This window comes from Shimia gijangensis (assembly GCF_900142085.1).
In the GTDB taxonomy this organism is placed as follows: Bacteria; Pseudomonadota; Alphaproteobacteria; order Rhodobacterales; family Rhodobacteraceae; genus Shimia; species Shimia gijangensis.
Window position 1 is genome coordinate 1 of the sequence record NZ_FQZQ01000015.1, and the last position, 24,438, is coordinate 24,438.

The 24,438-nt window shown below is 54.6% G+C and carries 19 protein-coding genes, 1 tRNA gene, 1 pseudogene and 1 other annotated feature; of the genes and pseudogenes, 3 read left to right on the forward strand and 18 right to left on the reverse strand.

Annotated elements, in window-relative coordinates; all coding sequences use genetic code 11:
* Nucleotides 1–285: 285 nt before the first annotated feature.
* Nucleotides 286–504 carry a hypothetical protein gene (locus tag BUC32_RS13195; RefSeq protein WP_073253620.1) on the forward strand — a complete coding sequence of 73 codons (219 nt, stop codon included), beginning with the start codon at nucleotides 286–288 and terminating at the stop codon, nucleotides 502–504.
* Nucleotides 505–564: 60 nt separating this feature from the next.
* On the opposite strand, the gene BUC32_RS13200 is transcribed toward BUC32_RS13195, so the two are convergent.
* The 3 genes from BUC32_RS13200 to BUC32_RS13210 form a co-directional block, all read right to left on the reverse strand.
* On the reverse strand, nucleotides 565–1,743 hold the full coding sequence (locus tag BUC32_RS13200) for a DUF6538 domain-containing protein (protein ID WP_073253622.1): 1,179 nt from the start codon (nucleotides 1,741–1,743) through the stop codon (nucleotides 565–567).
* Between the two features lie 61 nt (nucleotides 1,744–1,804).
* A tRNA-Thr gene (locus BUC32_RS13205) sits at nucleotides 1,805–1,880 on the reverse strand.
* Between the two features lie 48 nt (nucleotides 1,881–1,928).
* Entirely contained in the window at nucleotides 1,929–3,587 is a 1,659-nt protein-coding gene (locus BUC32_RS13210; RefSeq protein ID WP_073253625.1) for an ABC transporter permease, read from the reverse strand.
* An 83-nt stretch (nucleotides 3,588–3,670) separates the two neighbouring features.
* On the opposite strand from BUC32_RS13210, the gene BUC32_RS13215 reads away from it, so the two are divergent.
* Nucleotides 3,671–4,552 (forward strand): hypothetical protein, encoded by an 882-nt coding sequence (locus BUC32_RS13215; RefSeq protein ID WP_073253628.1) that lies wholly within the window; start codon nucleotides 3,671–3,673, stop codon nucleotides 4,550–4,552.
* 710 nt (nucleotides 4,553–5,262) lie between these two features.
* Here the strand turns inward: BUC32_RS13215 and BUC32_RS13220 are convergent.
* From BUC32_RS13220 to BUC32_RS13255, 8 genes and pseudogenes are all read right to left on the reverse strand, one after another.
* Nucleotides 5,263–7,095: an ABC transporter ATP-binding protein gene (locus tag BUC32_RS13220; RefSeq protein ID WP_073253631.1), complete on the reverse strand. Its 1,833-nt coding sequence runs from the start codon at nucleotides 7,093–7,095 to the stop codon at nucleotides 5,263–5,265.
* A 3-nt stretch (nucleotides 7,096–7,098) separates the two neighbouring features.
* A complete protein-coding gene (locus BUC32_RS13225) occupies nucleotides 7,099–8,022 on the reverse strand; it encodes an ABC transporter permease (protein WP_083599331.1) in 924 nt (307 codons plus the stop codon).
* Complete coding sequence (locus tag BUC32_RS13230) at nucleotides 8,019–8,969, reverse strand: ABC transporter permease (protein WP_073253634.1); 951 nt, start codon at nucleotides 8,967–8,969, stop codon at nucleotides 8,019–8,021. Before BUC32_RS13230 ends, BUC32_RS13225 begins: the two co-directional genes overlap by 4 nt.
* Before the next feature lie 73 nt (nucleotides 8,970–9,042).
* Nucleotides 9,043–10,671 (reverse strand): ABC transporter substrate-binding protein, encoded by a 1,629-nt coding sequence (locus BUC32_RS13235; RefSeq protein ID WP_073253637.1) that lies wholly within the window; start codon nucleotides 10,669–10,671, stop codon nucleotides 9,043–9,045.
* Between the two features lie 60 nt (nucleotides 10,672–10,731).
* Entirely contained in the window at nucleotides 10,732–12,306 is a 1,575-nt protein-coding gene (locus tag BUC32_RS13240) for an FAD-dependent oxidoreductase (protein WP_073253640.1), read from the reverse strand.
* The gene (locus BUC32_RS13245) at nucleotides 12,306–13,829 is read right to left on the reverse strand and encodes a trimethylamine methyltransferase family protein (RefSeq protein WP_073253643.1); all 1,524 of its coding nucleotides are present in this window, start codon (nucleotides 13,827–13,829) and stop codon (nucleotides 12,306–12,308) included. The genes BUC32_RS13240 and BUC32_RS13245 overlap by 1 nt, the downstream gene beginning before the upstream one ends.
* 131 nt (nucleotides 13,830–13,960) lie before the next feature.
* Nucleotides 13,961–14,851, reverse strand: coding sequence for a LysR substrate-binding domain-containing protein (locus BUC32_RS13250; protein ID WP_073253646.1), 891 nt, complete (start codon nucleotides 14,849–14,851; stop codon nucleotides 13,961–13,963).
* 433 nt (nucleotides 14,852–15,284) lie between these two features.
* Nucleotides 15,285–16,548 (reverse strand): annotated as a pseudogene (locus BUC32_RS13255) (IS3 family transposase).
* Nucleotides 16,152–16,267, reverse strand: a sequence feature (AL1L pseudoknot). Its footprint overlaps the pseudogene before it by 116 nt.
* 399 nt (nucleotides 16,549–16,947) lie before the next feature.
* Here BUC32_RS13255 and BUC32_RS13265 point away from each other — a divergent pair.
* Nucleotides 16,948–18,024: a 2'-deoxycytidine 5'-triphosphate deaminase gene (locus BUC32_RS13265; protein ID WP_073253891.1), complete on the forward strand. Its 1,077-nt coding sequence runs from the start codon at nucleotides 16,948–16,950 to the stop codon at nucleotides 18,022–18,024.
* Between the two features lie 3 nt (nucleotides 18,025–18,027).
* Here the strand turns inward: BUC32_RS13265 and BUC32_RS13270 are convergent, their stop codons facing one another.
* The 7 genes from BUC32_RS13270 to argS all read right to left on the reverse strand — a co-directional run bounded on the left by BUC32_RS13270 (nucleotide 18,028) and on the right by argS (nucleotide 24,412).
* The gene (locus BUC32_RS13270) at nucleotides 18,028–18,564 is read right to left on the reverse strand and encodes an Lrp/AsnC family transcriptional regulator (RefSeq protein ID WP_073253651.1); all 537 of its coding nucleotides are present in this window, start codon (nucleotides 18,562–18,564) and stop codon (nucleotides 18,028–18,030) included.
* 288 nt (nucleotides 18,565–18,852) lie between these two features.
* Nucleotides 18,853–19,065, reverse strand: coding sequence for a hypothetical protein (locus BUC32_RS13280; protein ID WP_139280728.1), 213 nt, complete (start codon nucleotides 19,063–19,065; stop codon nucleotides 18,853–18,855).
* A 90-nt stretch (nucleotides 19,066–19,155) separates the two neighbouring features.
* A complete protein-coding gene (gene scpB / locus BUC32_RS13285) occupies nucleotides 19,156–19,815 on the reverse strand; it encodes an SMC-Scp complex subunit ScpB (protein WP_073253894.1) in 660 nt (219 codons plus the stop codon).
* Nucleotides 19,808–20,605: a segregation and condensation protein A gene (locus BUC32_RS13290; RefSeq protein ID WP_073253659.1), complete on the reverse strand. Its 798-nt coding sequence runs from the start codon at nucleotides 20,603–20,605 to the stop codon at nucleotides 19,808–19,810. Before BUC32_RS13290 ends, scpB begins: the two co-directional genes overlap by 8 nt.
* Nucleotides 20,606–20,616: 11 nt before the next feature.
* Nucleotides 20,617–21,603 (reverse strand): beta-N-acetylhexosaminidase, encoded by a 987-nt coding sequence (gene nagZ, locus BUC32_RS13295; protein WP_073253662.1) that lies wholly within the window; start codon nucleotides 21,601–21,603, stop codon nucleotides 20,617–20,619.
* Entirely contained in the window at nucleotides 21,600–22,628 is a 1,029-nt protein-coding gene (locus BUC32_RS13300; protein WP_245815184.1) for an SPOR domain-containing protein, read from the reverse strand. The genes nagZ and BUC32_RS13300 overlap by 4 nt, the downstream gene beginning before the upstream one ends.
* 38 nt (nucleotides 22,629–22,666) lie before the next feature.
* The gene (gene argS, locus BUC32_RS13305; protein WP_073253664.1) at nucleotides 22,667–24,412 is read right to left on the reverse strand and encodes an arginine--tRNA ligase; all 1,746 of its coding nucleotides are present in this window, start codon (nucleotides 24,410–24,412) and stop codon (nucleotides 22,667–22,669) included.
* Nucleotides 24,413–24,438 lie beyond the last annotated feature (26 nt).

The window sequence follows — 24,438 nt, forward strand, 5'->3', positions numbered from 1 at the left end:
GACCTCGGGTAGCCCTTGTTTTGCTGGAGCTACCAGCTGAAGTGACGCCTGCAGCGGGAACACAAGCCGCACCACTAACCGTGTGGGGGCACCATCACGTCAGCTAACTCATTGGTATCGCTTCAGCTTTTAGCCCTTGCTAGGAGCCGTAGACCATGTCGGCACGTAGCTTTGCAACAGTCACGACTTTAGTGCCGGAATTAACCCCCACCATTGATGACAGAAACGCTGTCTCCCTTTCGCCTTAGTTAGGGCGAAGGCCTCCTCCAGCACAAAGGAAACAAAATGACTGAACAACTCAATCAAACCCAAATCGACGCGATCCTGGCCAGGCACGAGAGTATGACTTCCATAATTGCGGATTTGCGGATGGAAGATGACCATTTGGAGCAGCTCGAACTGCTTATCGACGTATTCGGCGCGGACACGACATTCGGTGAAGCAATAAAGCGCCAAGCGACCACTATTAGTGCGCTCGAAGAAAGGCTTATTGAAACAGAATGATACGTGATCGCGGGAGGGCTATTGGCCCTTCCTCAACCGGCATTTTCGGCTAAACGATCCTTACATAGTCTTCGACAACCACTTTCGAAGCACCTCCAGCGGGTAGCCTGAGCCATATCCGTGCCCCACTCCGTCTGTCTGCCAGCCCCCTATCTGGTCAACGATGTCGGCAGGACACTCAACGGCTCTGAGCCTATCACGCATCGAGTGACGGAAGCTATGCATCGAACATCCTGCAGGTACGTGTTCCTTCATCCATTTGTTCAGTGCGGCACTTGCTGCGTTGGCGTTCGTGGTGTCGGTCTTGTTGTACCGAGGGAAGGCAAACTGAGAGGAGGTCTGCTGATCGAGGATGCGTTGTGCTGCCCATCGCGCCTCGCCTTCTAGCGGGACGTCCCGTTCACTGCCCTTCGTCTTGAGGCGACGCCAAGGATGAGGGCGGACCCGAGCGTACAAGGACCCATCCTCGCCTTGAACCAAGTCCTCTCTGGTCATCCCTGCAGCTTCAGCTAGGCGCATCCCCGTGTCGGAAACAAGCGCAACCAGCCAGCGTAGATCGTCATCAAGCTCCCGACACTTGCCCTGAACCACAGCCAGAGCTTCGGCAGGAACAGAGGTTCGATCCGAGACGCCTGCCGACCTATCATAGTAGACGCCAGCGAAGGGGTTGTTCAGGGTGAGACCCTGTTCGCTTGCGGCGAAGTTCGTCACGGCCCGGACGGTACCAAAGACCCGCGTCATACTGCTCCCAGCGAGACCACGGGCTATCAGCGCATCACGAAAGGCGTTGGCGTCGGCTTTGGTGTAGGCGTCGAGGTGCTTGTCCCCACAGGCGTCGATCACGTAGCCACAGGACCTCTCAGCGGCTCTTTGGAAAGTCACAGGGCGGCCTTTGCCCTTCAGCTGCAGATAAATCCCCACGGCCTCTGACAAAAGAACAGATGACGAGGAGACAACAAGCGGAAGATCAGAACTGTTGGCTCCCGACGTCCTTTGCAGCCTCAGCATGTGCTTTCCCGGCAGCTCTGCGTCACGACATCTCAGGTGATACCAGTACTCATCAAGCTGATCGGCAGCTCTTCTGGCTCTCACTTCGGCGATCTTCGGCGATTTCGTGCGCAGCGAATACGCAATCCGAGATGAAGTGTAGTGCTCCTTCAGTTCTCTCGGGATTCGACGGCTGAAGTAAAAAACACCATCTTTGACGAAGGTGAATGGGCGTGAAATGGTCTCCGACATGGTCTACGGCTCCTAGCAAGGGCTAAAAGCTGAAGCGATACCAATGAGTTAGCTGACGTGATGGTGCCCCCACACGGACTCGAACCGCGGACCTACTGATTACAAATCAGTTGCTCTACCAGCTGAGCTATAGGGGCACTGGGCGTTCGTTTAAGCCGAAATCCACGGTGTCGCAAGTGCTAATTTCAACGATTTGCGCGTGCCAGAAGTCCAACAGCAATCATTCCCACCGCAACAATTAAGATGGCGCCGGGGCTCGCGTCTCCGAGGTTTTCTAAGGAGGCCTGATCGTGCACGCGTGTGGCCAGCGTATCAAAGTTAAAAGGGCGCAAAAGCATGGTCGCGGGCAACTCTTTTACGCAATCCACAAAGACCAACAACAAGGCGGACCCGACCGAGGCGCGGATCAGAGGGAAATAAACCTCAATGAGCGTTTGGCCACGCGTGCGCCCCAAAGATCGCGCTGCCAAAGGTAAGCTGGGCGACACCCGCCCCATCGCGCCATCCGCAGCACCCTGTGCAATTGCAAAGAATCGCACGCAATAAGCCAACACCAATGCAAAGGCGGACCCGGTCAGCAGTAGTCCTGCATCCCGACCGGTCACGGCCTCGATGAAATCTGCCAGACGGTGGTCAATCACGGCGAGAGGGATGAGGATCCCAACGGCCAGCACTGCCCCCGGTGCTGCATAACCAATGGTTGTCAATGGCAACAACAGTTTGGGCAAGGTTCGCCCCGACAGGCGCACGCCATAGACAAGGAATACACCCGCCAAAACCGTGACAATCGCTGCAATACCACCCACCATTAAAGTGTTGAACAAAGCCCGAATGAGAGCCGGGTCGCTCCAACGGTCTGCATTATCAAGCGCGTGTGTCAGAATCACGCTTACTGGCAGGACAAACCCAACCGTGAATGGAATGAGACATGCCACGGCGGCGACCCACCCCCATCCAGTAGCCAGCTGCGTGCGTGTCGGTGGGCGATGGCGGGTTGCAAGGTTGAAAAACTGAAGCTTTCGCCGGCTTGTCTTTTCCAAAGTCACCAAAAAGATAACCAGCATCAGCACCACACAGGCCAATTGGGCAGCCCCGCCGGCATTGTTGCTTTCCAGCCAGACGCTAAAAATTCCAGTTGTCAGCGTCTGGACCGCAAAATAATCCACAGTACCGAAATCGTTGACCGTCTCCATCATGACGATGGCGGTTCCGGCAGCGATGGCGGGGCGTGCCAATGGCAGGCCCACACGACGGAACCGCTGAAAGGCCCCTGCCCCAAGCGATTGCGCCACTTCTTCACCTGCACCAGATTGTTCGCGGAATGCAGCGCGTGCCAGAATATAGACGTAAGGATAGAGTGCTGCGGACAGGACGATGATGGCCGCCCCCATTGAGCGTATTTCAGGAAACCAGTAATCCCGCGCATTTTGCCATCCAAATATCGCGCGCATGCCAGTTTGGATCGGGCCTGCGTATTCTAGAAAGTCTACAAGAGCATAAGCACCGACATAAGCCGGAATGGCCAGGGGCAGCAAAAGTGCCCACTGCAGCCAGCGCAATCCCGGAAAATTGTACCGACTGACCAACCACGCTGCACCGGTTCCGATGCTTGCTGACAACACACCAACCGACACCATCAAGACAACGGTATTGCGCAGATATCTAGGCAGCGTGGTGGACAGCAAATGCCCCCAAATATTCTCGGTGGGATTAAGCGCCATCCAAAAGACCGCGACGATCGGCGCAACTACAATTGCGCAAATGAAAACGGCGCCAACGGACCACGGGCTAAGTCCGCGCCGTGTTTTCCGGGTTCGGGGTGTGACGGTTTGCGTCTGATTCATGACCTTCTGTTGCCTGAATCTTGTTCCACTGTCCAGAAAGCAAGATATAATGTTCAAACCAAAGCCAACCGATCCGGGGACCAATGCAAGTAGCCTTACATACAGGAGCACATTTTACAGATGATGATCGGCTTCTGAAATCCCTTGGTAAAAACCGTGATATGCTGGCAGAACGTGGTGTGTTCTTACCCAAACCCAGAAGCTATCGCCGACAGGTGCGGGATTTATTGAATGACGCACGCTCAGCACCGCTCAGTCATAGTTCGCGTGATAGTATTCTGTCTGGTCTCAAAGGCGTTGAGATCGTAGATCCTGACCGGATTATCATGTCCAATAGCAATTTTTTCGGGGTTCCACGCCTGGCCGTAAGCGACAACAAGTACTATCCCACAGCCGAATCGCGCCTTCAGGATTTCTGTAGTGTTTTTGCCGAAGAAGAAATTGACGTGTTTCTGGCTATCCGCAATCCGGCAACGTTTTTACCTGCTTTGCTGGCGGGTTGCCCGGAAGACACCATTGATCAGGTCACTGATTCATCAGCCCCCACAGCGTTGCGGTGGTCAGAGCTGGTAATGCGTCTGCGTCAGTCCCTTCCGAACGTTTCTTTCACAGTATGGTGCAACGAAGACACCCCCCTTATCTGGGAGCAATTGCTACGCGAACTGTCGACAGTTGAAGCCACTTTACCAATGGAAGGTGGCAGCGATCTGCTCGGCGAAATCATGTCTGAATCAGGGATGAAACGATACGGTGAATACCTCCAAACTCATCCGGGCATGACCGAAATTCAGAAACGCCGCGTCATGGCGGCGTTTCTGGATAAGTTTGCATTGGAAGACGAAGTCGAAGAAGAACTCGACATGCCTGGATGGACTGAGGAATATGTCGATGCGCTGACCGAAATCTACGACGAAGATGTCTATGAAATCTCGCGTATTGAAGGCGTGTCTCTGATTTCCCCCTAGCGCCTTAACCCATTCCCAAGGCTTCTTTAATATGGAGTAGCTTTGGGCATAGATGCTTGTTTTTTTAGTCCCGTAACATTTTGACCTATTTTGCATCTGGAACGTGCCCGTTTCCTCCACTGAAATCATCGTTGGAGACCGAACAACAGGCTATCACCTTTTTGGAGCTGTCCTGCCCCCCGAAACTTCCCTCAGTTTGATGTAGAGTTTGTTCAATCTTTCGAAGGAGCAAACGAATGCGAAAGAGCCAATTTCCCGCCTGCGGTGCGCAAAAGCATCTTCACAACGAATGCCATCGAGAGCCCGAACAGAGTGACCCGCAAAACCACCAAAACTACAGGCAGCCCCCCCTCTCATGCATGTAAACATACACCGCGGAGCAGCGGATGATGCCGCAACCAAACTGGTCTATCTGGCGATCCGCAGTTTCGAGAAGGCAGGTCGATGCGTCAGAGAATGGGTTGCTGCAAGGAATCAGTTCGCTATTCTTTTCCTAGAACGGTTCAACAGATGTTCCGCTTCAACGGCATGGGCTAAACCGCATACAGAGAGTTGCAGATACTCCCACGCATCAAGTTCAAATTTCGGCATGGCTTTCTCCTATCATCGAACCCGGTGTTCTGCGTTCCCTGAATCGAGGCTCTTCGCCATACTCATCACCGTTAAGTTTAGACAACTTAAAACTCACAGTTCACAGTACGCGCACAAGCTTACATCAAAGCACCTGGTTCCAGATGACACTCAATAGTGTGACCAGTCCCGACCCGCATTCGGGGAGGGGCGACAAGATCGCATTTGCCAGCAACGCTTTGTGGACAGCGCGCGAAAAATGGGCAGCCAACGTCCGTCAATTCCACGGCTCCGGCGATACCAGCTTGCGCTTCCTGGGATTGTATTGCGCCTTCCAGCCAACCTATCCGTGGTTCAGGTACGGAAGAAACCAATAGCCTGGTGTAGGGATGGAATGGCGGAGTAAGGACTTTGTCGGTCTCACCCTGCTCAGCGACCCGCCCTGCATACAGCACCACGATCTCATCTGCAAAGGACGCGACCGTTGACAGATCATGGCTGATGAACACGAACGAAACGCCAGTTTCCTTCTGAAGCCGGGTCAACAGGTCGATCACATTCGCACCCACAATAGTGTCAAGCGCAGACGTGACCTCGTCACACAGCACAACTTCCGGTTCGGCCGCCAGTGCGCGGGCAAGGTTAACGCGCTGCTTTTGGCCTCCGGACAACTCGTGTGGGAAACGATCAGCAAACTGTGTTGGCAATTCGACCAGCCGTAAAAGCTCTTCTACACGAGCGCGTTTTTTGGCGCCCTTTAAGCCCCGGTAAAACTCAACCGGGCGGCCCAGAATATCGCGTATTCTCTGATGAGGGTTCAGCGCTGTTTCAGCCATCTGATAAACGAACTGAACTTTACGCAGTTGTTCCCGTGTACGCTTTTCCAGTTGGGGGTGCAGCACTTGGCCATCCAACCGGATCTCGCCATCACATGCTGGCAGCAGCCCTGCCATCACTCGGGCAAGTGTTGATTTTCCGCAACCGGATTCACCAATGATTCCAACGGTCTTGCCCCGCTCAATTGCAACATTGATGTCACGCAGAACCATTACATTGGGTTTTCCTCCTGAGCCTGTGCCGTAGCCCGCGTCAATGTTGCTAACCTCCAGAGCAGCGTCATCGCGCAAGTGCTCATCCGAGGATATCTCTCCCTGCCCTGCTTCTGGAAGTGGTCTTATCGCCGCCATCAATCGCTTGGTGTAGGGGTGGGCGGGCGCATTGATGATTGTATCAACCGGCCCTGCTTCTTTCACTTCGCCATTGTAAAGCACCACAATATGATCCGCGATCTGAGCAACGACCGCTAGGTCGTGAGTCACATAAATTGCCGCGGCACCCTGATCCTGGATCACCGATTTAAAGGCCTTCAGAACTTCGATCTGGGTTGTCACATCAAGTGCCGTCGTTGGTTCATCCAGAACCAACAGATCCGGATCGCCACACAACGCCATCGCAGCCATGAGCCTTTGCAACTGGCCACCGGACACCTGATGGGGATAACGGCTGCCGATGTTTTCCGGATCGGGAAGTTCCAGCGCTTTGTACAGCTCAAGGGCTTTGGCATTAGCCTCGGCCTGCGTTTTGGTGCCGTGTAAAACCGGGGCTTCGGTCACCTGTTCGTTAATGCGGATTGATGGATTGAACGTGGCCGCGGCACTTTGCGCCAGATAAGCAACATTTTCACCGCGCGCAGGCCGCAACTCATCTGTGGTTTTCCCGGTCACATCCTCGCCTAGCAGAATCGCCTGGCCACCCGCGAACTTCAAGCCGGGTTTGCAATATCCCAGGGCGGACAAAGAAATTGTGGTTTTACCGGAACCGGATTCACCAATGAGCGCCACAACCTCTCCACGCTTGACCTGAAAGTTCACGCTTTTGACAATTTGAAGTTCGCTGCCATCTTCGCTCTCTGCGCTAATGACAAGATCTTTCGCCTCGAAAATTACATCATTTGCCTGTGTATCTTTGGGCACTTCTTACATCCTTTTCGAAAGCTTGCCACCGCCATGGGCAGAGACGTCGTCGACGATCAGATTGATTCCGACTGTTAGCGAAGCAATGGCGAGGGCTGGTGCAACAACAGAAATGATTGAGCCGCCATATTGAAGCGCGCCGAGATTATCACGCACCATGGAGCCCCAGTCGGCCTTAGGTGGTTGCACACCAAGACCGAGAAAGCTGAGACTGGAGATGAACAGGATCACGTAAATAAGCCGCAACCCAAAATCCGTAATAAGCGGCATCCGGGCGTTCGGCCAGATTTCACGGGTAATGATCCACCAACGCCCCTCACCGCGCACCTTTGCCGCCTCGACAAAATCCATCACCATGATCTCCATGCCGATTGCCCGCGACAAGCGAAACACGACACTGGCATAGATCAGTCCCGCGGTCACAATCAGGACCGGGATCGAAGACCCCACGGCAGCGACAACAACAAGGCCAAGCATGATGGTTGGCAGGCTTAAAAACGCGTCATTGATCCGGCTCATGGCCATATCAACACGGGGCCCTGACACGGCGGCACCAATACCCAGTACGACGCCCGTCAGATACGCCAGCAAAGTTGCAGACAGTGAAATGCCGATGGTCCGACCGGCTCCAAACATAATGCGCGACAGGACATCGCGATCCTCAACGTCAGTGCCCAGCCAAGCACCCGATCTTGGTGACTGAAACTCTGAATATGCATCGGGAAAAGGAAGGGCGTTTTCACCATAAGGGGCAATAAACGGCCCAATCAATGCAACGGCCAACCAGAAAACCGCAACGGTGATCCCGATCCAGCCCATGATGGAAGGGCGATACCCGGTTGTAGGCGGTGCATCAGGCAATTCATCAAAGCTAACGCTATCATCATACGGTGCAACGAAGTGCTCAAGCGGGTCAGAATTGCTCATTTCGGGTGCCTCAGGCGGGGGTTAGATGCAAATGATGCGACGTCAGCGGCCAGCATCAGGATGACGTATGTCAGGCAGAAAATCATGCCCAGTCCCTGAACAAGGACAAAGTCGCGTGTCTGAACGCCTTGCACGATCAGCGTCGCAAGACCTGGGTAGCCAAAATAAACTTCGACCACGACAACGCCAGTCACCAGATAGGCCAGGTTAAGCGCCACGACGTTAACGATTGGCCCGATTGCATTCAGCAATGCGTGGCGCAAAATGATCCTGCGGCGCGGAACGCCTTTGAGAATTGCCATTTCGATGTAAGGTGAACTCATCACATTCAGCACTGCGGCCCGGCTCATCCGGATCAACTGAGAGGCAATCACGAAACTTAGCGTGGCTATCGGCAGTGCGAAATGAGCATACATGCTAAACAGCCCTTTGCCATCAGGGCTACCGACAACAACTGCATTTCCCAGATCGAGCGCAAAGACAAACAGCAGCACCAAAAGCGTTGCCGTGAAAAACTCTGGCGCGGCCACAAGCGTCACCGAAACCAGCGTTAGGATGCGGTCGTAATAGCTGCCGGGAAACATTGCGGCCAGAATGCCAAGCGCCAGCGAGACCGGCACCGCGACGATCGACGTCAGAACGCTCACATACACCGTATTCTGGTAGCGGTCTGCAATGAGGTCTGTAATCGGGACATCGCTGGCCAGAGAAATTCCTAAATTGCCAGACAAAAAGTTACCAAGCCACGTCACATATTGCATGACATAGGATTTATCGAGCCCCATGCGTTCGCGCATCGCAGCCATGTTGGCCTCGGTCGCCTCCTGACCCAACCGGATTTGTGCCGCGTCGCCGGGCAAAATCTTGGTTCCAAAGAAAATGATGATCGACACCGCAAGCGCTGTGATCATACCAATGCCAATTCGTTTGAGGATCAAAGATGTCATCTGAGCCTTTCGCAGTATTCGAAAAAGGGAGTGGCCCCGCAACGCGTGCGGGGCCATCGTGGTGGATTACACCTTAGGAGTCACGCCACAGCGAAACCGGAGATTCTGATCCACCAAAGTTGTTCAGCGGCACATGGGTGCGGCCTTTGACATGCGATGCTGCCGCATCAACGTAGTTCCGGTGCACCGGAATAACCATGCCGTTCTCTTCATGAATCATGGTCTGAAGGTCGCCGTACATCTGCTTGCGTTTAGCCGCATCAGTGACACCGCGAACTTCGACCAGAGTCTGATCGAACTGCTCATTGTGCCAACGGGTTTCGTTCCACTTGGCATCGCTCTTGAACAGCAGTGACATCAGAATGTTGGCAGTTGGCCGCATGTTTACCACGGCAACGGCAATCGGTTCTTTCAACCAAACAGCACCCCAGTAGCCGTCTGTTGTCACCTTTTTGACGTCAATGTTCATGCCAATCTTGGCACCTTCACGCTGCAGGTAGAGGCATTGCTCGACGGTTCCGGGCGACAGGTCGGCGGTCACAATTGGAATTGTTGTCGATCTGAGGCCGGACTTTTCAAAGTGGTACTTGGCTTTTTCCGGATCCAGCATGCGCTGCGGAATATCCGGGTTGTGATCGAAATAGGCCGAGCTGATTGGCTGGTCGTTGCCCAGAGATGCCTGGCCTTTGTAAACGCCTTTTACCAGACGCTGGCGGTCCATCAGGTGTTGCAATGCTTTGTGCAGGTGCTTGTTTGACGACTGTGCCATATCCAGACGTGGCGCGATGTTGATGTATGCACCTGATTCAATCGACCAGACGTCTCTGCCTTCTGCGGCTTCGACCTGCTCAATGGCTTTGGGTGGCAGGTTCACCATAGCGTCGACATCGCCCGCCATAAATGCGTTCAGGCGCGCGACACTGTCACCGATGCCATAATGCTCCAGCTCGTCCAGATAGCCGCCTTCGCCCCAGTAGTTTTCAAACCGTGCACCGACCGCGCGCACACCAGGTTTGAACTCTTTGACCCTGTAAGGTCCGGTGCCGATCGCGGTCGAGAAATCCGTGGTTCCTTCTTGCACAATTTTGAAATGGAAGGTTCCCAAGGCAATGGCCAGGTCAGCATTTGGTGAGCTTAGAACCGCGCGCACCTCATAGTCGCTTACCTTTTCCCAACGATCGACCATTGCCACCAACGAGGCCGCTTTTGAGACGCTGTCTGCGCCCATATGCCGGTTCATCGAGTAAATGACATCATCCGCCGTCAGCGTTTTGCCGTCGTGGAATTCAACGCCTTTACGGATTTTGAATGTCCATACGGTTGCGTCCGGGTTCGAAATGACCTCTTCGGCCAATTCAGGCTCGTAGCCCAGTGAATCCGTCAGCCGGGTCAATGACCCATAATACATCCTGCCACGGAAATAGTCGGCGCCAGACGCGAACAGCGCCGGGTCAAGCGTGTCATTGGGGCCATGCTGGTCAGCCGCCATGACCAAACGGCCACCTCTCTTGGGCGTATCGGCAAAGGCTTTGGTTGCACTGCCAAACAGCAAACTGGACGAGGCAGCAGTCGCCCCGGCAGCCATAAACCACTGCATAACCTGACGGCGGGTCGCGCCGCGCTTGATCATGTTGTACAGCTGTTCGTCATCTGCATGGTTGAGGTGACCATACCGTGGGTCGTTCTTTCTGAATTCGGTCATGTTACTTCCTTCTGTTGGGTGTTCACCGCGTTTTTCTTGCGAGTGGAACGGATTGCCCGGTCAGGGGTTGGTCGATATCAGATGATGGGTTTCCAACTGCTCTAAGCAGTGCTCGATTTGTTTTTGTTTTTCATCATCTGACCATTGCATCGCGCCGGCGACGGCTTCTGCAGCCTTGGATACTGTCTCGGAATTCAGCTCCCCGCTCCAAAGCGCACCGGATCGCCGCAGCAGGATATCCGCGAGAGCAACTGGCATTTCCTCGCGCGCAAGATCTTCCAGATGAGACAATCGAACCGAGGGGTCACTTTCAAACAAGGGGGGAGAATTGGTATTCTCACGCGGTTGCCGCGATCTGAGATCCGGTGTTTGTGGTGCGCGGCTTGGGCGCAAACCCTTGGTCGCAATCTCGGCGGCCTTACGACCTGTGAAACGATGCGTCATAAGTGCGCCACCGGGAACTGACAGAACGTCCGGATAGCCATCACTGTCATGCGTATTGTACTCAGGCAAAAGATTTTGCTTGCCCGTATATCCCTCAATATGTGGCATGGGGCGAACGCCAGCCCAAGAGTAAAGCACGTCATCGCGCGAAAGCGGTATCCCCGGAAGCATCCGGTTCGCCTCAAAAACGAGCCAGTCGAGATCCTCATCGGTGACGCGCACATCAGAAGGGTTACCTTCAAAGGGCGTTTCGCTTGCGCCTATGACATGGTGGTCACGCATCGGCAGAAAGTAGAACGGGTATCTGCCGGTTGTGAAATGCGCAAAGGATTGCCCTTTGTACTTTTCCGGCAACTGGATGACCGCGTGAGCCCCTTTTGTCGCTGCAATCTGGCGGGTTGCGTTCAAGCCGGAGTCACCCAAAACCAGATCGATCCATGCCCCGGCTGTGTTGACCACGCGTTTGGCGCGGACAGACACAATTGCGTTGGTCTCTGCATCCTCAAGGGTCAGAGCGATGTCACCTTCCTTGGCGCGCTCCATCTTGTTTAGGCGGGTGTAGTTACGACACACGGCCCCCATGCGCACCGCATCCAGCATATAGTCGGCAACCAGCCGTTCAGGCCAATCATAGCGATGTTCGGTGATGGCAAAAACCGCTTGCAGTTGATCGCGGTCGCGCGCATCGGCCACAAAAGGTGTGGTGTCCATTTCTGACCTGGACAGGCGACGCCACTCGGCTGGTGTGCTGCATCGTGAAATCGCATTCATCAACCGCAGGCCCATTTCGATTTGCCACGGTGCAACAAAATCTTCCTTATAGATGGGCACATACATCGTATAGGGGATCAGGCGCTCGGGCATGTCGCGCACAAGCTCGGCACGGTGTCGCATCGTATCCCGGGCGCGTTTGCATTGAAGGATGAACCAGGCGGGATTTTTGATGTAGTTCCAGATCGGCTCGCCGCGATCAAGATATCGCAATCCAAAATGCATCATCTTTGCAGATCTGCTGCTGGCGCCCGAAGCAAAATCCTGTGCTTCGACAAGCAGAACGCTATACCCTTTTGCCGCCAGACTCTGCGCCGTGCCAGCCCCGTTAATTCCACCGCCAATGACAGCAACATCATAGCTTTGGCCATCCAAATCGGCCAGATCAGGGCGTTTCAAGGCCTTTGATTGCATGTTCATCACGCCGCTTTCATCGTTTCAATTTCTGCTTTGCGCTTTGCCACATAGGCATGGATTGCCTCGCGGCGGTCTTCCTCGAGGGGCGGTGGAGTGTATTCCTGCAAGAGCTGCTTCCAGACCGCATTGGCCCGCTGCGTGGCGTCCAGACCTCCGGACTCGTTCCAATTCTCAAAGTTGTTCCAGTCGGACACCATGGGCGCATGGAACGCATTGCGGTAACGGGCCAATGTATGGGCCGTTCCGAAAAAGTGCCCTCCGGGGCCCACTTCGTCCACGACCTCGACGGCCAGGTTTTCTGCAGAAAACGACAAAGGCTTCATCGCCGCTGTCATCATTTGCAACATTTCGGAATCGATGACCAACTTTTCAAAAGACGTCGTCAGCCCCGACTCGAGCCAGCCATGACCATGAAAAAAGACGTTTACGCCACCAAGAAAAGCCCCCCAGATCGACATCTGGGATTCGTATGTGGCCTGCGCATCAACGACGTTTGAAGAGTTGATATTGCTGGATCTGTACGGCAGGCCATACCGCCGGGCCAGTTGCCCCGAGATAATCGCACATTTGTTGTATTCGGGCGTGCCAAATGCTGGCGAGCCGGTTTTCATGTCCACATTTGACGAGAATGCGCCATAAACGACAGGGGCCCCGGGGCGCACAATTTGAGTCAGCACAATCCCCGACAGAACTTCGGCATTCTGCTGGGCCAGAGCGCCTTCCATTGTCACCGGAGACGTTGCACCTGCCAGCGTAAACGGCGAGACGATGACCGCTTGCCCCATCTCGGACATCTCAATCAGACTATCAGACATTGTGTCGTCAAAAGTGAGCGGCGAATTGATGTTGACGTTGATGAGCAGACTTGGCTCATTTTTCAGCTGCTCACGCGAAATACCCCGCGCAATACAGATCATTTCGAGACCGTCCTTGACCGCATCCGGAGTTGTTCCATACGGCCGCCAGACTTTGTCGGTCAGCTCAATGAACGCCGCGTAGCAATCGAGATGTCGGGTCGGAACCGGCAGGTCTTGTGGCTCAACCGGATAACCGGTCATGGCATGCACGGTGTTCAGACTTTGGCACAAGCGCAGCAAATCAGACATGTCCTGGAAATTTCCGGTCCGCCTGCCGCGATCAATGTCAGAGCAGTATGGCGGCGTTGCCGCTGTGAGAAAGGTAAGATTCTTTCCACCGATTTCCAGATTTCGATCCGGGTTCCGGGCGTGAAGCGTAAACTGGGAAGGCGCTGAGGCAAGGCAAGCCTTTACCATGTCGCGACCAAGGCGAACCCGGTTGTTGCTATAGTCAACCTTGGCGCCCGCGGCTTCATACAGCCGCAACGCTTTTTCGGACAACACGTACAAGCCGGTGTTTTCCAACAATTCCATCGAGGCATCGTGAAGTGCCTCAATCTCTTCTGCGGCCGCAAAAGTGATTGGGCCAAACCGATTTATGGGTTGCCCCCAGGGTGATTGGGCAAGTTTGCCCGACCCTTTCACAACATTTCTTCCGCGGCGCGCCATCTCATCATCCTTTAGAGAATTCAATAAAGGTGAGAGTTTATCATCTGATTTGTAAAGTATAGTGAAACGTTCTCATCATAGGTTGAGCCGTTTTCAGCAGTTGGTGCAAAACAGGTCGGGAAATCCGTACTTCAGCCCCTTTTAGACTGGCTCACGATCCAGTCTCGAAAGGCAGAAACTCTGGCTATGGACAGTCGCTCTGGCGTCGAAATGAAGTAGTATGATTTACTGTCAGAAGCAGACACTCCGAATGGTGCAATGACCCGCCTGGTGGTCAGTTCTTCGTCAATCAGAGGATGGCGCGCCAGGGCCACTCCCAAACCTGCAGCCGCTGCGTCAATCGCTGTATCACGTGAGTTTACTCTGTGATCGCGTGCTGAAAAGTTACCCTTTACCCCAGCTTTTTCTCTCCACCAGTCCCATTCCTCGGGGTGCAGCAGGTTGTGAATGCGGTTCAAATTGTTCAAAGCATTCGGATCGGTGGGGCGCCCTGAGGCGATATGAAACTGCTCACTGCAAATCGCCACGACTTCTTCGCTCAGCAGCTTTACGCATTCATAGTTGTCGATTGGCCGTTTGGTGTATTCGATCGCAATGTCAGTATCGGAAGACGAAAAATCGAATGGACTAGTGGTAATGACCAGGTCCATTTCGATATCGGGATAGCGGCTGGTAAAACTTTCCAGCCGGGGAATCAGCCATCGATGTGCAAACGTAGGATATAGACGAATCTTTAGCGGTCCCGACAACCCTTGATGCCGAATTTGGTCGCCTGCGATGCTGATCTGATCCAGGCCGGAACGCACCCCCGCAAGATAGGTCTTGCCAGCGTGTGTCAGAGACAGGCCGCGGCCCTTCGGCTCAAACAAAGCTATATCCAAACGGCTTTCCAGGGCAGAAATCCGGTGGCTGATGGCCGAGGGTGTCAGGTTTAGCTCCTCAGCTGCAGCTTTCAGACTGCCCAGCCGCCCAGCGGCCTCAAATGCTTGCAACATGCTAAGCTGCGGCATGGCCGTCGACATAGCTGTGTACTCCCCGATGAGTAAAAATGGTGCATCGTCTGTAAGACTGTATGTTCAAAGCCTGCAAGAATGAAATGGGCTTTGTTATGTAGTATGTCGCAAACATCTGGCTTTGGGTCCTTCTGGTCGAATGTCGCCAGCAGCGGAAACGCCGAGCCCCGGTTCATGCGCATTTTAGATATTGCACAGCAATCAAGGTGCATTATCAAATAATGGCAATTTGGCCTTTACCCTTCGGCATATCGAGTTAATCAGGTTGATTTGATTATTATTGCCAATAAAGGACGCAGCTCTCATTGTCCTTGTTTTCAAGAAGAATAGGAGGGTTTGGCCCGAACTGGGGGTCACCCTACTCGAGACGCGAAATAGATCGGATTCACAAGATCGAACTGAGTGAACCGCGCCGGGTCTGCCGGAGGCTGATTTGCCTTATTTACGCGGCCATGTCTGATCTTTCCAGAGCAGCGTAGAAGTTTGTTTCTGCTTCAGCTGGTGGGGTGTTCCCGATGGGTTCGAGAAGACGGCGGTTGTTGAACCAGTCGACCCATTCGGGGGGGGCATATTCGACGGCATCAAAGCTACGCCAAGGGCCACAGCGAAGAATGACTTCTGCCTTGAACAAGCCGTTGATCGTCTCGGTCAAGGCATTGTCATAGGAATCCCCGACACTCCCAACCGACGGCGCGACCTTCGCCTCCGCCAGTCGTTCGGTGTACTTGATCGACAAGTATTGCGACCCGCGGTCCGAATGATGCACGAGTTGATCCTGTTCTGGCCTACGTTGATGAACGGCCTGTTCCAAAGCATCTAAGACGAAACCCGCATTGGCTGTGCGGCTGGCCCGCCACCCCACGATCCGCCGCGCAAATACGTCGATGAGCGAGCGATTGACGGCGCCATTGGTTCGAGCCCAATGGCGAGCCGCCACATATACGAACCCTTGCCACGTCGCGACATAGGTAAAGTCACTGACCCAGAGCACGTTCGGTGCTGGTGCATGGAACTGCCGGTTCACGCGCTCCAACGGGCAAGGTAGCGCCTTGCCAAGCACCGTTGTCTTTGGTTTTTTGCCGCGAATGACACCTTCAATGCCAATGTCCTTCATCAATCTGGCAACGGTGCAGCGTAAAATGTAAAAGCCTTCTCGGCGCATTTGGTGCCAGATTGTACGCACGCCATAAACCTTGAGGTTCTCCTCAAAGACCGGTTCAATCTCGGGCTTGAATTCTGCGTCACGTTTGGCGCGATCTGAAAGATGTGAAGGGTTGGCGCGGATAGCCAAATGATCGTAGAACGGTGCAGGGGCAATCGGCAAAACACGGCAGATTGGCTCGCCCCATGATCATCACGGTGATCTTCGATGAACTGGATCATCGTTTGAATGGGCGGTCGAGCTCCGCCTGGGCAAAATATGCGGACGCTTTGCAAAGGATCTCGTTGGCTTGCTTGAGCTCGCACACTTCGCGCTCCAAGGCCTTCATCTTCTCGGCCTGTTCGGTCGTGATACCGCCTCGCTGGCCAGTATCGACTTCGACCTTCTTGACCCATTCGTTTAGCGTCTGAGGCGCACAGCCGATCTTCGACGCAATCGACACAATGGCCGGCCAACGGCTCTCATGCCGTTCTGCGCCGTCCAAAACCATCCGCACGGCACGTTCGCGCACTTCAGGTGAATATTTGTGCGTTGTCTTGTTCATGATGCTCCATCCTACTCATGAGCTGGAGCCTCCGGCAAACCCGACGCGGTTCAGAGTGACCAAGAACCCTTTCTAAAGTGGCCAGAGTAATAACGGATTGTCTCTTTCCGAACACCCTTCCATGTTTAGCCCGTGCTTCCGATTTTTCACTCACATCAATAACGTGCGATTAGCTTTTCTTGTTCCTTTTTAGCATGCTTCACTGCTATACGAAGCCTTGGGTAGTGGTGTTCATGATCAAAACAGCATGCGGTTCAACAAGATTTTAGCGCGCATTTGTAGGGCGGAATTAGGTTAAGTGACTGATTTTCAAATATTTCCCGTAGCTGCTAGCCCGACCACTCAAAACCGCCCGTGCGCCGCAAGGCCCGGGCGTTTTTTGCATTCTGGGGAACGACGATGACAGGTGTATTGCCTAGCCAAACTATTGAAAACATGTTGGACTCTGGTCAGATCGTAACAGATCTTCCGGCTGTCGATGGGCAAGTGCAGCCTGCCAGTCTGGACCTGCGACTTGGCACCGTCGCGTACCGCGTGCGCGCTTCGTTCCTGGCGGGAAATGGTCGCAGCGTCAAGGATCGTCTGGAAGAGTTTGAGATGCATCGCATCGATCTCACAGGAAGTGCGGTTCTGGAAAAGGGCTGCGTCTATGTTGTGCCCTTGATGGAAAGCCTGAACCTGCCGGACGATGTTCAGGCCGTGGCAAACGCCAAAAGTTCGACCGGACGGCTTGATCTTTTGACCCGTACGATCACGGATGGTGGCACAGAATTTGACCGTATTTCTCAGGGGTATAGCGGTCCGCTGTATGCCGAGATTTGCCCACGATCCTTCTCGGTTCTGGTGCGCCCCGGGATGCGGCTGAACCAAATTCGGTTCCGTCAGGGGCAAAGCATTCTAAGCGACGCTGACTTGCGTGTTCTGCACGAGCGCTCTCCGCTTGTGGATGGAGATGCCGTCATTGACGAAGGCCTGGGTTTTTCGGTCGATCTCAAACCCGACAGCGGAACACTAGTTGGATACCGGGCCAAACCACATACCGGCGTGATTGATCTGGAAAACATCGGCCATTACGAGCCGTCGGAATATTGGGAAGAACTGCACTCATCAGATGGGCAGATCATCCTTGATCCCGGTGCGTTTTATATCCTTGTGAGCCGCGAAGCTGTGCACATCCCCCCTGCCTATGCCGCCGAGATGGCGCCGTTTTTGGCCATGGTGGGCGAGTTCCGTGTGCATTATGCGGGCTTTTTTGACCCCGGATTTGGTCATGATGCGGCTGGCGGCACCGGATCACGCGGTGTGCTTGAGGTACGCTGTCACGAGGCGCCTTTTGTGCTGGAACACGGGCAGGTCGTCGGGCGTTTGGTGTACGAGCGCATGGCCGACGTGCCAGATCAGCTCTATGGCTCTGGAATCGCGTCGAATTATCAGGGTCAGGGCCTGAAGTTATCCAAGCATTTTCGCATGAAGTAGACCCTATTTGATGTTGGTGCCTTGCGACAATTCAGGGGTAACACCGACCTGAACACCGCGCTCCAGATGGGTTGAAAGCACCACATAGGTGCGTGTGCTGCGCACACCGGGCATGTCGTAAATCCGCCAAAGAAACCCCTCCATCGCTTCGGGGCAATCCATGCGCACTTTGAGAATCAACCCGGTGTCACCGGTGACGGCATGGACTTCTTCCACTTCCGGAAGGTCAGCCAGTTCCAAAATGCCTTCGGTTTTGCCCCAGCCGGCGGCCTCAACATGCACAAAAGCCAGAAAATCTTTGCCGAGCGATGGCCCATTCAAATCAGCGCTGGTGCGTTTGATCACCCCAGTGGCGCGCAGACGCTTGACCCGCTCATGAACGGCAGGGGCGGAAAGCCCGACATCACGCCCCAGATCGGCGTAGGATCGGGTCGCGTCCTGAGACAGCGCAGCCAGGATTTTTCGGTCAAAAGCGTCGAGAGCCTTGGACTTGGGGGCTGTTTGCCGAAGATTGTCTGTTTCTTCACTGCGGTTGTTCATCGGGGTATCCCCTGAATGCCATCTGGATCACACCCGAAGTATCGAACCCCATTCACTGTTTCAAGGGCCCTACCGATGATCCTTTTGCGGATGGTATCTGTTGGCGGGATGAATGACAGCGCGCCGGGGCGGTCTGCGATTGCTGCTCTCAAGTGTGTTTGGCACAAAACCGTAGCTCAACTCAGTTTTTCAGACGAAACGACCGAGTCGGTGCAAATGGGGTTACGTCATTCAATCGGTTTGGTGCTCGAGGCAACCTAAGACATCAAGCATTGGCAAGGCAAAGGCTCAGAAACGGGTCATCTTTTTTGTGATGCGCATCGCCTGACGGGTGTGTTGGGCGTCTGGTTGAGTCATTTTCCCGCTGCGCTGGTCTTGCGGGGTCGCACGTCCGGCACTTTCTTCGGATGAAAGAGCCTTGGTTCCGGCTTTCATGCCAAAACGCATCGCTTTGCGCACAAATATTCGCAATACCATATTAATTAGTTGGTTCGAGTTCATAATACTGTCTTCTTTTTAAATCTGCCTTTGACGTAAAATAGCGTCAAATTGTGAAAACTGTAAGGCAGTCGGCAATAATTGGCGCAAAGGTCAGTCTTCGAACAATTCTGACTGGCCTTCTGTGGCCTCTTCTTCGGCGTCCTCGTCTTCGCCCAGTTTGGGCATGGAGCCCGGTGGTGGACGGTTTTCCAAAAGGCCTGCAGAGCGCAACTCCTTGAGTCCGGGCAAGTCACGCGCGTTTTCCAGACCGAACTGATCCAGAAACTCTGGTGTGACCACAAAAGTGACTGGGCGACCCGGAGTCATTTTGCGCCGTCCAAAGCGAATCCACTCCATCTCGAGCAGTTGATCTACGGTACCGCGGCTCACGCTCACACCGCGAATTTCTTCGATTTCGGCACGCGTAACGGGCTGGTGATAGGCAATGATCGCAAGCGTTTCGATGGCGGCGCGCGACAGTTTGCGGGTTTCGACCATCTCTTTTTGCATGAGAAACCCAAGGTCCGGCGCCGTCCGCATGGCCCAGGCATCGCCAACTTTTGTGACCCGCACACCGCGACCTTCATAGCGTTTGCGCAGATGTGCCAGCGCCTCGGCCGCGTCGCAGCCATGCGGCATCCGGTCATTCAGCTCTTTGACTGACACAGGTTCAGCACTGGCAAAAAGAATGGCTTCACACATCCGTTCCTGCTCGGCGATGGGCGGAGCCTCGAACAGGCTTTCTTCTTTGCTTTCAATTTCTTCAGGCATGATTTTCATCTTTTTTGCGCAGTTGAATTGGTGCGAAAATCTCGGTTTGCCGGATCTCAACTTTGCCCTCTTTGGCAAGTTCCAACGAAGCGGCGAAGGTGGCAGCAGTGGCAGAGCGGCGCTTTTTGGGGTCGTTTTCCCAGCCAATCGGCAGGTAGCTCAGGATATCCGTCCACTGCCCCGCATAGCCAATCATGCCTCGCATGCGCTCGAGCGCTTCTTCCATCGTGAAAACGGACTCCCGATCCATGGTGAAGGGGCGGAAATCATCACGGGTGCGAATGCGTGCATAGCCCTGCATCAGATCCAACAACGTTGCGGTATAGGTGACACTGCGAATGCGGGTCACGTCTTCGGGAATGCCACGGGCAAAAAATTCGCGCCCCAAACGGTCACGGGCCATCAGTTTGGCCGCCGCATCCCGCATGGCCTGCAACCGCTCAAGCTGAAACGCCAGATGCGCAGCCAGTTCTTCGCCAGACGGGCCCTCTTCGGTGGGATCAGGTGGCAGCAGCAACCGTGATTTCAGGAACGCCAGCCAGGCCGCCATAACAAGGTAATCGGCAGCCAATTCAAGCCGCAATTGTTTGGCCTTCTCGACAAAGGCCAGATATTGCTGGGCCAAGTGCAGGATCGATATTTTGCGCAGATCAACTTTTTGAGTGCGTGACAGGGTCAGCAGAAGGTCCAAAGGGCCTTCGAATCCATCCACATCCACGATCAGTGCTTCGGCGGCCAGACGTGCTGCCACTGCTTCTGTTTGGATTTCGCCTGAGAATTTCTCAGTCATGCCCCTGCCCGTCAAATAAGGGTCTCAAGTTCGGCAGTGAGCGCAGAAATGTCAAGCGTTACAGGTATTTTGCGGGCATCAAGAACCGCTTGAGCCCTTACCTGTGCGACCTGTGTCATTTCACCAGCGGCTTCGACCACTTCGGCCATCTCTTGCAGATCGCCATTGCAGTGCAAAACCACGTCGCATCCTGCGTCAATTGATGCCGAGGAGCGCTGTGACAATGGCCCTGATAAGGCCTTCATGGAAATGTCGTCGGTCATGATCAGACCATCAAAGCCAATTTTATCGCGGATCAATTGCATCACTATTGGTGAGGTCGTCGCGGGAGCCGCGTCCAGAGCATCGTAGACCAAATGCGCTGTCATTCCCATGGGCAGATCATTCAACGCCCGAAACGGCGCGAAATCGCGTTTAAGTTCGTCTGCATTTGCCGAGACAAGTGGAAGATCCAGATGACTGTCGGCCTGTGCGCGGCCGTGACCCGGAATGTGTTTCAAAACCGGTAATACGCCACCGTCCGCCAGACCATCCGCCACCGCACGCCCAAGCGTCGACACGTGCGTGACGTCCGAACCATAGCAGCGATTTTTCAAAAACGGATGGGTGACGTCACAAGCCACATCCACCATCGGCGCACAATTTGCGTCAATCCCGACAGATCGCAATTCAAGCGCCGTGATCAGGTACCGCAAATACATCGCACGTTCGGCATTTCGACCCGCAGCAGTGACAAAGTCCAAAGGGGGAGTCCATTCAGTGGCCAATGGCGGCCGCAGTCGCTGAACGCGCCCGCCTTCCTGATCAATCAGGATCGGGGCTTCGTGATCGACACAAGACCTTAGATCATCACAGAGGGCCCGAATTTGCTCAGAGGTGTCGATATTTCGGGCAAAAAGGATAAAGCCAAAGGGGCGTGCATTGCGAAAAAATGTTTTTTTCCCGGAAGTTAGCCGAAGTCCTTCACAGCCCAGAATGGTGGCACCAATATAGCTCACCTCACAGTAACCGGGATGCAATCTGCCCGCTCGGCCTTGAGCGCGGAACACATCCGCCGCGCATCGCTGAGATCAGCAAACCCCATGGCACGCAGGCGATAAAACACGCGTCCACCACTTTGGGCCTCCTGAATGACCTGAGTTTTGTCGCCCAGATAGTCGCTGAACCGAGCACTGAGCCGGGTCCATTCTTCGGCCGCCATTTCAGAGCTGGCATAAGCGCCAAGCTGCACCAGGTGGGTTCCCACAGGGATCGACGCGGCGTCGACAACAGACGCGGGCGCATCAGCGGTCGCCGTAGCGGAGGCCACTTTTTCGGTTTTCCCCAATCCCTCGGGTCGCAAATGCGGACGCAGGGAATGGCTGACACCGTTGGTAAACTTTACTTTCGGGGTACTGGGTTCCGGTTTCGCCTCAGGTTCTGAAACCTCGACATCCCCCAGTGATACTTTGACCGGATCGGTATCTGCCGGGCCAGATTGGCTGAGAGGTTCCACATCATTGGCAATCTGCTGAGCAAAGGCTTCGATAGCTTCGATTTTCCCACTGGCCAGCGGTGGTGGCGCGACGATATCGCTTTGGTCGGTTTTGCGAGCTTCTTTTGCCGTCGTTGTCTCACCCCCTGGCAGGCTGGCATTCTGAATCTTGGCATCTTCGTTGCTCAGATCGATCGGCGCTGGCGCGAGTGTAAGCCGGTCTGCCGGGGCCGCAGCCGATCCATCGGCGGCAACGCTGTTCACTGACAGTCCCTGATGGGCAGCTTGCCGCCCGCCGGGTTCTTCGGGTTGAACACGCATCGGACCCTCAACCGAACGCACCACCGGCACACCGCTGACGTCGCGCATCAAAAGTTTGTAGCTCCACACACCCGTGCCGACCACCAAAGCCAGACTGGTAAGCGCGCCAGCCCAGTTGACAAGCGGCCCCAAAGAGCGCGCCTTATCAGGTACAACCTGTTGTTCCGAAATCGGAATCTCTACCATCATCGCCTCACTGCCACGACGATGCATTGTCGTCGGGGTCATCTTGCCTTTGCCTCAACCCCGCGACATGTGCAGCTTGGTTACCGCATCTCCTGCGCAGGAGTTACGCCAAGAATACCAAGACCGGCAGAAATAACAACGGCTACGGCACGTGCGAGTGCGATTTTCGCCTGAGATGTGGCTGCATCACCCTCTTGGATGAAGCGCAAGGACACGTCGTCGTTGCCTTTGTTCCAAAAGGCATGCAGTTCGCTGGCCAGTTCATAGAGGTAAAACGCCACGCGGTGGGGTTCATTGGTGCGCCCTGCAATCTCAACCAGACGGGGCCATTCGGCGATCTTTTTGGCAACGGTGATTTCTGCGTCGCTGTCCAGTTTCGACAGGTCCGCCGCCATCAACGTGGCGTCATCCGCCGCAATCCCGGCCTCGGCAGCTTTGCGCAGAACCGAACAGACCCGCGCATGGGCGTATTGCACATAAAAAACCGGATTGTCCTTGGACTGTTCCAGCACCTTGTCGAAATCAAAGTCCAGCGGTGCGTCGTTTTTGCGGGTCAGCATGTGGAACCGGGTCACATCCGCGCCAACCTGATCGACAACGTCGCGCAAGGTAATGAACGTACCTGCCCGTTTGGACATTTTGAACGGCTCACCGTCTTTCCACAGTTTCACCAGCTGGGTCAGTTTGATGTCGAGCGGCACCTTGCCGTCACTCAGCGCAGAAACCGCTGCCTTCATGCGTTTGACATAGCCACCATGGTCAGCCCCGAACACATCAATAAGAGCGTCGAAGCCTCTGGAAACTTTATCATAATGATAGGCGATGTCTGGTGCGAAATAGGTCCATCCGCCGTCTGATTTTTTGACGGGGCGATCCACGTCATCGCCGTGTTCAGTCGACTTGAACAAGGTTTGTTCGCGCGGCTCCCAGTCTTCGGGCTTTTTGCCCTTGGGTGGTTCAAGCACGCCTTCATAGATCAGACCCTTGTCATCAAGTGCCTGTAGTGCGGCTTCGATCCGGCCTGTGCCGTAAAGCGATTTTTCGGAATAAAACAGATCCATCTCAACGCCCAGAGCTTTGAGATCAGCCCGGATCAGGTCCATCATCGCCTCGGTCGCGTATTCGCGGATTTCGATAAGCCAGACGTCTTCGGGTTGATCGACGTAAGCATCGCCGACTTTGTCTTTTAGTGCCTGACCAACCGGGATCAGATAGTCACCGGGATAGGTGCCATCCTCAAACGCGACCTCTTTGCCAAAGGCTTCGAGGTAACGCAGGTATACCGAACGTGCCAACACATCGACCTGCGCACCGCCGTCATTGATGTAATACTCACGGGTGACGTTGTAGCCGACAAAATCCAGCAGGGACGCCAGAGCATCACCAAACACCGCCCCACGGGTGTGACCAACGTGCAGTGGCCCGGTGGGGTTGGCGGAAACATATTCGACATTGACCTTGAGCCCCTGCCCCATGGACGAGCGGCCAAAGTCAGCGCCGCCCTGAACGGCGTCTTTGACCAGTCCTTGCCACAACGTGGGTGCCAGGCGCAGGTTCAAAAACCCCGGACCGGCAACTTCGGCGCTGATAATGCGGGCGTCTTCGGCCAGTTTGGCGGCCAGCACGTCAGCAATATCACGTGGTTTCATCCTGGCAGGCTTGGCCAACACCATCGCGGCATTGGTCGCCATATCGCCATGTGCGGCGTCGCGCGGAGGCTCAACCGCCACATTGGCAAAGTCCAGACCTTCAGGCAGCACGCCTTCGGAAGTCATCTGTTCCAGCGCGCCGATCACCAGCGTGCGAATATCGGTGAAAAGGTTCATGAGACCCGTCCTAAATGATTTGGGCC